The organism is Qipengyuania rhodophyticola (assembly GCF_042493225.1).
Taxonomy (GTDB): domain Bacteria; phylum Pseudomonadota; class Alphaproteobacteria; order Sphingomonadales; family Sphingomonadaceae; genus Erythrobacter.
The window spans coordinates 246100-252500 of the sequence record NZ_CP170454.1 but is presented as its reverse complement, the minus strand read 5'-3'; the positions used below and the strand labels follow the sequence as shown (position 1 = coordinate 252500).

At 53.9% G+C, this 6401-nt stretch carries 2 protein-coding genes, 3 tRNA genes and 3 rRNA genes (1 of these 8 running past the window's edge); 6 read left to right on the top strand and 2 right to left on the bottom strand.

The window, feature by feature from the left end; translation table 11 throughout:
* The 6 genes from ACFCXQ_RS01195 to ACFCXQ_RS01170 all read left to right on the top strand — a co-directional run.
* Nucleotides 1–116 (top strand): 16S ribosomal RNA (locus tag ACFCXQ_RS01195) (it extends 1373 nt beyond the left edge of the window).
* A gap of 196 nt (nucleotides 117–312) precedes the next feature.
* A tRNA-Ile gene (locus ACFCXQ_RS01190) sits at nucleotides 313–389 on the top strand.
* 17 nt (nucleotides 390–406) lie between these two features.
* Nucleotides 407–482, top strand: a tRNA-Ala gene (locus ACFCXQ_RS01185).
* A 294-nt stretch (nucleotides 483–776) separates the two neighbouring features.
* Nucleotides 777–3567 (top strand): 23S ribosomal RNA (locus ACFCXQ_RS01180).
* Between the two features lie 143 nt (nucleotides 3568–3710).
* Nucleotides 3711–3825 (top strand): 5S ribosomal RNA (gene rrf, locus ACFCXQ_RS01175).
* The 16S, 23S and 5S rRNA genes sit together here with 3 tRNA genes alongside, the layout of an rRNA operon.
* A 220-nt stretch (nucleotides 3826–4045) precedes the next feature.
* Nucleotides 4046–4122: transfer RNA gene (locus tag ACFCXQ_RS01170), tRNA-Met, on the top strand.
* Between the two features lie 421 nt (nucleotides 4123–4543).
* On the opposite strand, the gene rtcA is transcribed toward ACFCXQ_RS01170, so the two are convergent.
* Nucleotides 4544–5572: an RNA 3'-terminal phosphate cyclase gene (gene rtcA / locus ACFCXQ_RS01165; RefSeq protein ID WP_379552282.1), complete on the bottom strand. Its 1029-nt coding sequence runs from the start codon at nucleotides 5570–5572 to the stop codon at nucleotides 4544–4546.
* Entirely contained in the window at nucleotides 5572–6366 is a 795-nt protein-coding gene (locus ACFCXQ_RS01160) for a nucleotidyltransferase domain-containing protein (RefSeq protein WP_379552280.1), read from the bottom strand. Before ACFCXQ_RS01160 ends, rtcA begins: the two co-directional genes overlap by 1 nt.
* Nucleotides 6367–6401 lie beyond the last annotated feature (35 nt).

The window sequence follows — 6401 nt, the reverse complement described above, 5'->3', positions numbered from 1 at the left end:
CGAAGGTGGTGCGCTAACCAGTTTACTGGAGGCAGCCAACCACGGTGGGTTCAGCGACTGGGGTGAAGTCGTAACAAGGTAGCCGTAGGGGAACCTGCGGCTGGATCACCTCCTTTCTAAGGATTGTCACGAAAGCGCCGGAGCTTGCCTCTGGAAGTGCTTCGCGACTTTTCAAAGAACATTGCCGTCGTCCTCATGTCCTTTCATCACTGGAGATCAGCGCACGCTGTAACGCGTGGGCTGTATTTGCCTGAGCTGGCTCACGCCCCGCCCATATTTATGGCGCGGTTTAAAGGCCGTGCGGGCTTCTATAGGCCTGTAGCTCAGTTGGTTAGAGCGCACCCCTGATAAGGGTGAGGTCGGTGGTTCAAATCCACTCAGGCCTACCAATTTTGTCTGGCTTTAAGGGGCCTTAGCTCAGCTGGGAGAGCACCTGCTTTGCAAGCAGGGGGTCATCGGTTCGATCCCGATAGGCTCCACCAGACAAGTTCGCTACGCTACGCGCTGGCGCCAAAGATATTCTCCAGGATGGAAAGAAAGAGATCTCGTGCTTGACACGAGTAGGCGGATTGTCCGCCGCATTTGACATTGTGAATGGGTTTTATAAATCGATGCCGTGGCGCATAGATTGTTTGGATGGTCTAGCCGACCATTCTCACGTTTAGTCTATGCATCACAATATCAATCAAATTGATTATCTGGCTGAGATAATTTTTCCTCACTATCGTTAAGACGGCTGGTCTTTATGCAGGCCTGTTGTTGATGGTGTGGATTCTCAAGCGTGAGGTAAGAGCATTTGGTGGATGCCTTGGCATGTACAGGCGAAGAAGGACGTGGCACGCTGCGATAAGCGTCGGGGAGTTGTGAGCAAACTTTGATCCGGCGATTTCCGAATGGGGAAACCCACCTTCACCATTTCTTTCATCATTCCTTCGGGGATGGCGAGAGAGGTGGATAAGGTATCACCTAGTTGAATATATAGACTTGGTGAAGCGAACCCAGGGAACTGAAACATCTCAGTACCTGGAGGAAAAGACATCAACCGAGATTCCCGTAGTAGTGGCGAGCGAACCGGGACCAGGCCAGTGCCTTTTCTTTTATTAACAGAACACTCTGGAAAGTGTGGCCATAGCGGGTGACAGCCCCGTATGTAAAAAGACAAGAAAAGGACTTGAGTAGGGCGGAACACGTGAAATTCTGTCTGAATATGGGGGGACCACCCTCCAAGCCTAAATACTCGTACATGACCGATAGCGAACACAGTACCGTGAGGGAAAGGTGAAAAGCACCCCGATTAGGGGAGTGAAACAGTACCTGAAACCGGATGCTTACAAGCAGTTGGAGCCCCATAGGGGGTGACAGCGTACCTCTTGCATAATGGGTCAGTGACTTAATCTAGCATGCAAGCTTAAGCCGTTAGGTGTAGGCGAAGCGAAAGCGAGTCTGAATAGGGCGAATGAGTATGTTGGATTAGACCCGAACCCCGGCGATCTAGGCATGGCCAGGTTGAAGGTGCAGTAACATGCACTGGAGGACCGAACCGGTGAATGTTGAAAAATTCTCGGATGAGCTGTGTTTAGGGGTGAAAGGCCAATCAAGCCGGGAAATAGCTGGTTCTCCGCGAAATCTATTGAGGTAGAGCGTCAGATGTATGCCGATGGGGGTAGAGCACTGGATGGGCTAGGGCTGCGCGAGCGGTACCAAACCTAACCAAACTCCGAATACCATCGAGTCTTGTCTGGCAGACAGACGGCGGGTGCTAAGGTCCGTCGTCAAAAGGGAAACAGCCCTAACCTACAGCTAAGGTCCCCAAGTCATTACTAAGTGGGAAAGCATGTGGGAATCCCAAAACAACCAGGAGGTTGGCTTAGAAGCAGCCATCCTTTAAAGAAAGCGTAACAGCTCACTGGTCTAAATAAGGGTTCCTGCGGCGAAGATGTAACGGGGCTAAAGTAATGCACCGAAGCTTAGGGTTCATAGTTTACTATGAGCGGTAGCGGAGCGTTCCGTAAGTTGATGAAGCCGAAGGGTAACCGACGGTGGAGATATCGGAAGTGCGAATGCTGACATGAGTAGCGATAAAAAGGGTGAGATGCCCTTTCGCCGAAAGACCAAGGGTTCCTGCGCAACGCTAATCGGCGCAGGGTTAGCCGGCCCCTAAGACGAGCCCGAAGGGGGTAGTCGATGGGAACCACGTAAATATTCGTGGGCTTGGAGATGTGTGACGGATGGCGGAAGTAGTGTGTTCTTATTGGATTGAACATGCTGCCAAGTCGTTCCAGGAAATAGCCTCTCCGTATAAACCGTACCCGAAACCGACACAGGTGGTCAGGTAGAGTATACCAAGGCGCTTGAGAGAAGTATCCTGAAGGAACTCGGCAAATTGCCTCCGTACCTTCGGAAGAAGGAGGCCCTGAATCGAGGCAACTCTTTTCAGGGGGCACAGGCCAGGGGGTAGCGACTGTTTAGCAAAAACACAGGACTCTGCTAAGTCGGCTTCAAGACGACGTATAGGGTCTGACGCCTGCCCGGTGCTTGAAGGTTAAGAGGAGGAGTGCAAGCTCCGAATTGAAGCCCAAGTAAACGGCGGCCGTAACTATAACGGTCCTAAGGTAGCGAAATTCCTTGTCGGGTAAGTTCCGACCTGCACGAATGGCGTAACGACTTCCCCACTGTCTCCAGGATATGCTCAGCGAAATTGAATTCTCCGTGAAGATGCGGAGTACCCGCGGTTAGACGGAAAGACCCCGTGCACCTTTACTGCAGCTTTAGAGTGGCATTAGGAAAGAACTGTGTAGAATAGGTGGGAGGCTTTGAAACTTGGGCGCCAGTCCGAGTGGAGCCAACCTGTGAAATACCACCCTGTTGTTTTCTGATGTCTAACCTAGATCCGTTATCCGGATCAGGGACCCTCTATGGCGGGTAGTTTGACTGGGGCGGTCGCCTCCTAAAGAGTAACGGAGGCGCGCGATGGTATGCTCAGGCCGGTTGGAAACCGGCTGCGAGAGTGCAATGGCATAAGCATGCCTGACTGCGAGACCGACAGGTCGAGCAGAGACGAAAGTCGGTCATAGTGATCCGGTGGTCCCTCGTGGAAGGGCCATCGCTCAACGGATAAAAGGTACGCCGGGGATAACAGGCTGATACTGCCCAAGAGCTCATATCGACGGCAGTGTTTGGCACCTCGATGTCGGCTCATCACATCCTGGGGCTGGAGCAGGTCCCAAGGGTTTGGCTGTTCGCCAATTAAAGTGGTACGTGAGCTGGGTTCAGAACGTCGCGAGACAGTTTGGTCCCTATCTGCCGTGGGCGTCGATTGTTGAAAGGAGTTGCCCCTAGTACGAGAGGACCGGGGTGAACATACCTCTGGTGTACCAGTCATTCCGCCAGGAGTGCCGCTGGGTAGCTATGTATGGACGGGATAACCGCTGAAAGCATCTAAGCGGGAAGCCTCCCTTGAGATAAGCAATCTTCGAACCGTCATAGACCATGACGTTGATAGGCCGGGTGTGGAAGCGCAGTAATGCGTGGAGCTAACCGGTCCTAATAGTTCTTTTCGCGCTTGATGAATCTGCACCATCAATAACAGATCTGCCTTCAATGGCGGCTGTCTTCGATGAGGAAGAATTTATCAGCCGGATACGCCTGCTAGTTCAAACACATATGAACAGCTCGCATCGATTTAAAACCGCATTCCGCCAGCTTCATTGCTTGGTGACCATAGCGTCTGTGACCCACCCGATCCCATCTCGAACTCGGCCGTGAAACCGGATAGCGCCGATGGTACTAACGCTTAAGCGTTGGAAGAGTAGGTCGTCGCCAGGCATTGCAGTTGGCGGGAGCGCGGTAATAAAACCCATTTACAAGTCAAAGGGCTGATCCGAGAGGACAGCCCTTTTGGCGTCTCTAGAGATCGCTAGATTTCAAGGGGCGTTGTCCTTCGGAACCCTTGGGTTTCGCAAGGGCGACCGGCCGCCCGAGCGTATGCGAGGAAAGCCAAGCCGATGGATATCGGCGCTGGCGCTTGAAGCCAGAAAATAGGTGCCGCGGGGTGGAGCAGTCCGGTAGCTCGTCAGGCTCATAACCTGAAGGTCGTTGGTTCAAATCCAACCCCCGCAACCACCATCCACTTGATAATAAACGATAAATTAGCCTCACTGTTACCAGTGGGGCTTCTCGTCGTGCGATCCGTAAACGGATAATACGCAGATGAACGCGTAGGCCGGAGTATAGCGGCGCAGTACTTCGATAGACTCGAGACTCGAGTAGATTGAGCGTGGCGCCACAGGTCGGCGGAGATTGTAAGAAGGTCGGGCCTTTGAACTCAGAGGTTTAATCAAGTCTGTTGGGCCTTCCGCTGCCTCTTTTCTCCAGAAGTAGGGAGGGAACATGTCCGCCTTCGCTTGTGGCTAGAACTGCCGCTTCCGACCGAGTCTGGAGGTGAAGGTGGACGATCTGACCTCTGCTCAAAGCAAACCCAATCCACCCTCGAAGCCTCACATATGCCGCAGCTCGCCGAACGTTGATGCGCCCATTGCGGCTGTCACTCGGTTACCGCGTCAACCTTGATCAAGACGGGACCGCTTGAGGCCTCACTCACCGCAAAAACTGTTCCGGTGAAAAGCTTGATCAGGTCCATCGCCGTGCGCGTATGCTGACTGATCTTCACAGTGGTGAAGGAGCCGCCGCCAGCAAGTGCGAATGGCAAAAGTAACTGGTCTTGCAGATAAGGGCCAGCAAACGCGTCGCTTGCAAGGTAACCGGCCATCCGTTTTGCCGCGGTCTTCCCAATCTTCTCAGCTGGCAAACCCATCTTGCCAAAGCCGGACATGATCTCGGTTACATGCTCGAACGCCGCCTCAATCAAGAGAGCATTGCCGGGGCCTTCACCAGCAGGAATTTGGCGAGGGGCAAAGGCGCCTTCGGGCCAATCAGATAAGACTTTGCTGGCGGCATCGAGTTCACGATCAGCCACGTCGAAGGGTACGCCTGCAACAATCGCTTCGGCCTTGATGGAACGAGCATCACCGCGCTCAATGCAATCGATCGGAGTGAGCGCAGCCGGCTCGATTTCGATCTCTATCTTGCCTCCCCCGCGCGGAAAGAAACCGTGACGGACAAGCTCAACAGCGACCTTTGGGCCCATGCGAGCGATGATTGGCAGCAGCGTTTTTTCGAGAAATTCAAACGGCGGAGCAGCCATCGCATGCGTCCCGCCCTCAATCACCAAGCGTGAAGGAGCATCCGCTAGCATGAGCGGAACAAGGATCGTTTGTAGAACCAGCCCGGTGCTGCCTGCCGTGCCGACTGCAAAGTGATACTCGCCGGGTTGTACGACGCCAGGGTGAAACGTCAGCGCGTCGCTACCCACAGCAAGGCCTGAAACCTCAGCCCCGCCGATGGCAGCCGCCGCCTCAATGGAAGTGACATGCTGACGCATCATGCCGGGCTTCTGACGTCCGCCACGAATGTTTTGGATGGTGAATGGCTTGCCCGTGATGAGCGAGAGCGCAGCTGCATAGCGGAGCACTTGCCCACCGCCTTCGCCCTCTGAGCCGTCAATTGTAATCATTATCTATCTACCAATTCGATGAAGAGCGCCTCGGCTTCTTCGGTAAAAATCTCTGTTTGCTCGAGTCTTTCAGGAACCTCGTCCGTTCGGTTAAGCTCTTCCTGTACCAATTGCTCGATCTCAGGCAGTCGAATTGTGTTGCCGGCCTCTTTCGTTTCTGCCTTTCGCGCAATCAGCACATTGATTTGTTCGACGATCACCGGGGCGAGATCAGCCGCTTGCATTAATGGCTGCATGCTCATCGGCGGCCGCTTCGAAGGGTCGAGCCGGAGCGCTCTGACAGACAAAGCCGGTCGCAGCGCATAGAAATAGCGCTTCGCCGCGATATTCCCCTCACTATCGAACCATCGCTCGACACTGCGTTTACCCAAGCTAGCATAGTGTTTTGCATACCCGCGCGGGTTGAAATGGCGGCTGCACAGTTCAGCGAGCTCAGGCACCACTGAGTCGTCATTGATGTAGCGGATCGGGCTCTCTATCCATTCACTCAAAACCGCATTGTGTTTGAGCAATAGACCCAGAGCCTTGCGAATGTCCCAGCCATTGAGATCAATTTCATCGACAATCGGCCGCTCGATTACATCGCGCAATGGCGTCAGGCCGAGATAGGCACTGCGCGGTCGCACATAGAGAAATCGAACATCATAGTCGCTATCAGGTGAGGGGAAGCCCCAAGCCCGTGACCCTGACTCAACCGCCATCAACAAGCGCACATCGTCTTCGCCGGCCACCCGTGCAAGGCGGCTTTCGATTTCCAAGCGCACTTCCGGCGCGATTGAAGGAGTATTCTGCATGAGTGATCTTCTTGAAAAATGCGGCAGGAGCGGCG

Bases quoted from the DNA above. Each gene is read 5' to 3' on its own strand.
- ACFCXQ_RS01160 (WP_379552280.1), bottom strand. From the start codon at position 6,366: ATGCAGAATACTCCTTCAATCGCGCCGGAAGTGCGCTTGGAAATCGAA.
- rtcA (WP_379552282.1), bottom strand. From the start codon at position 5,572: ATGATTACAATTGACGGCTCAGAGGGCGAAGGCGGTGGGCAAGTGCTC.